2 protein-coding genes are annotated in these 3225 nt (G+C 40.5%); both read right to left on the reverse strand.

Annotated elements, in window-relative coordinates; all coding sequences use genetic code 11:
* Positions 1 to 322: 322 nt before the first annotated feature.
* On the reverse strand, positions 323 to 1405 hold the full coding sequence (gene rfbB, locus NWQ57_RS10710) for a dTDP-glucose 4,6-dehydratase (RefSeq protein WP_306022143.1): 1083 nt from the start codon (positions 1403 to 1405) through the stop codon (positions 323 to 325).
* A 199-nt stretch (positions 1406 to 1604) separates the two neighbouring features.
* Positions 1605 to 3053, reverse strand: a complete 1449-nt coding sequence (locus NWQ57_RS10715; protein WP_306022144.1) for a capsule assembly Wzi family protein — start codon at positions 3051 to 3053, stop codon at positions 1605 to 1607.
* Between the last annotated feature and the right edge of the window lie 172 nt (positions 3054 to 3225).

Raw genomic sequence — 3225 nt, forward strand, 5'->3', positions numbered from 1 at the left:
GGTGCAAACGCGAACCAGAGCCCCCTGCTAAAATAATGCCTTTATACTTTGCCATCTTATTTCCTTAAAATTTATAAACAACGAGCCCGTAGACCATATACAAAATCTCCATCTTGAAGCGACGTTAGCCGCTCATGTAACCAAAAAAGTGTTTACCTATCTCGATAAAGCTGTATTTTCCCCCTAATGACAACAATTACGAGCTATATCCCTTGTCGACCAAGGCTACATTGTAAGGACCATCCACAAAAGGTCCAGTTTGTTTCTTGAGCCCACAAGCACCAATTTCTTTTAATACATTGGCCTAAACCCAGTTCTGCTTTTAAGCCCCTAGACGATCTAATTTATAAGCACCAGATAAAACCCGTTGCCACCACTCTTTATTATCCAAATACCACAACACCGTTTTACGTATCCCCGATTCAAAGGTTTCAACAGGTGCCCAGCCTAATTCGCGCTGTATCTTAGTAGCATCGATGGCATAACGCGCATCATGACCTGGGCGATCTTTAACAAAGGTAATAAGGTCTCGATAATGCTTAATACCTTCTGGCTTCTGTGGGGCTAGCTCGTCAAGCAAATCACAAATAGTTTCAACTACTTGTAAATTACGTTTTTCATTATGGCCGCCGATGTTATAGGTTTCGCCTACTTTGCCTGACTTAACCACCAAATATAGCGCTCGAGCATGGTCTTCAACAAACAACCAGTCTCTGATTTGACTACCATCACCATATACAGGTAAAGCCTTTCCAGAGAGAGCGTTTAATATAATATGGGGTACTAATTTTTCAGGAAAATGATACGGCCCATAATTGTTTGAGCAATTTGTCACTACTGTGGGCATGCCATAAGTTCGCTGCCATGCTCTGACTAAATGATCAGAACTGGCTTTGCTTGAAGAATACGGAGAACTGGGTGCGTAGGGTGTTTCTTCAGTAAATAAGAGCAACTCAGAGCCCTCTGGTAATTCGTTGGGGTGCGGTAAATCACCATAAACTTCGTCGGTAGATATATGATGAAAAATAAAGCTAGATTTTCTTTCAGCATCAAGTCCTTGCCAATACACCCTAGCAGCTTCGAGTAAGGTATAGGTGCCTACTACATTCGTTTGAATGAATTCACCGGGGCCATCAATAGAGCGATCAACATGAGACTCTGCAGCCAAATGCATGACGAAATCCGGTTGTTGCTCATCAAAAACCCGTTTTACTTGTGCCTCATCACAAATATCAACTTGTTCAAAAATATAACGCCCGGAATGAAGTTCCGCTGGAATGGACTCTTTATTACCAGCATAGGTCAGTTTATCGACATTGATAACGGTATCATCAGAAGAACCTAATATATGCCTAACTACGGCACTGCCAATAAAACCCGCCCCACCAGTTACTAAAATTTTCATCAACTTAACCCTTCAACATAAATAACTTCAAAAAAACACAAATAATTAGGAAAGGGTACCTAAAGCGGTAAGAAATCTAAATGTTTATGTAATAAAAATTTATAACTTTAAGCATCTACGCTGATTGCCAACCTTTGGTTATTGGTCAATGCTGAACGTCTTTGCGTGAACGTAATGCTAAAGTCATCTAAACGTTTGACTAATTAAACACATATTTAAGGTCGGTATAAAGTAGGGTACTTGAAGACCAAGATGCATTGTCAAGACGACTGCGTTCAAATTGACTTCCTACTTTCAGTTGAAAATTCCGCAAATTAGTTTGATAAAAAGCACTCAGTTGACGTACTTTTTCAGACTGCCCTTGAAGTGGTGGAGGTGATATTCCGTCACTATTAAGCTCGATTTGTCTTAATACGACATCTACAACGTCACCATCTGCATAGTGTTTATTTAACCCAACACTTAGCGATTTAGCATCACTATCAAAGGTGCTACCAATGGCTCTTTCATGAAAACGAAAGCCAGATTGATAAATGTCATCTTCATAGATGCAATTTTGCTGTCCTGCCCTATTTCTTGAGCATGCAACTTCGGTATCGCTTTTTTCGAAATATATGCGATAGCTTTTAAAATACGTGGAAAAACCATATAAACTAGCGTATTCCGAGTCACGACTTTCAGCCACTAGCTGTCCATAAATACTGAAAGGCACACTAAACATTTTCATGGTGTATTTGACGTCTAATGAAGCAAGGCTATTAGCCTTAGTCACTTTATCGAGGTTCGAGCATGATGGTTGAGAGTCTAAGCACTCTGCTTTTAACGTAACTGCATGCCAAAAATCTTCCACTGAATTACCAAGCTGTTCACCGCCCCACATAGTTAGCCAAGACGCCCCAATCTCAAGCTCATCTATTGGCCTAAAATTAAAACGTGTCATGGATAACTTAGCGTCAGAGATGTAGCGGTTACTCTCAAGTTGGCCCAATTGAGTCGTAAAATACCAAGGACCTAAAATGCTAAGCCAGCTATTTTCAGAGCTATCCGCCTCTGCTCTTGATAGTGCAATAGCCGGAATTGGGCGGGCATTGTTAGACAAAATCAAACTGCTTGAATTAGCGGGTCCCCACCATTGATCAATAGCGCCTAAGCGAAGATTCCAATCTCCAAACTGGTAAGCAATAAAACTGTTGTCTAAATTTTTCTCCCCTCCTGATAGATAATTAACCGCCAGGTTACCCGCCCATCTTCCATAAAAAACTTCAGTATTAAGACTTAGGATTGCATCAGAGCCCTCGGCGCCATCTAAGGTCGTAAACCCATTAGTGTCTGTTGCTCCATATAATCGAACATAAGAGTGCTGTTGTTTACCTCGAATTTGCCTTAGGTAATGTTTAAGTCGTTGCAATGAAACAACGGCGACAGGAGGCAATTCGCTTTCACTCAACTTATCCAACTGCTCCGAAATTCCTTTCCAAGGAACAGGAAAACTGGTGAGGGCAACGTCAATGTAACCCCATTCACTTAATATCTGTAAATCACCGTGTAATTGAGGGTCTATAGTCCCAATCCAAGGTGAAGCACTTGCATCTTCAGCTGTTGTTAAAACAAGAAATAGGGCTAAGGTTAAACATCGAAAACTGGCCAAAAAAACTCCTTGTATTGACTACCTTAAGCCAATTCAAACAAAAAAATTAGGCTACTGAATTTACTAAGCAAATTATAAACTGATTCAAGCCCACAAGTTAAAGATTATATACTTTACAAACCTTCCAAATATGCATCAATATCATCGTCTAGGGCTTCTTCTTCGGCGGTTT

The sequence above is a fragment of the Paraglaciecola sp. genome (assembly GCF_030730205.1).
In the GTDB taxonomy this organism is placed as follows: domain Bacteria; phylum Pseudomonadota; class Gammaproteobacteria; order Enterobacterales; family Alteromonadaceae; genus Paraglaciecola.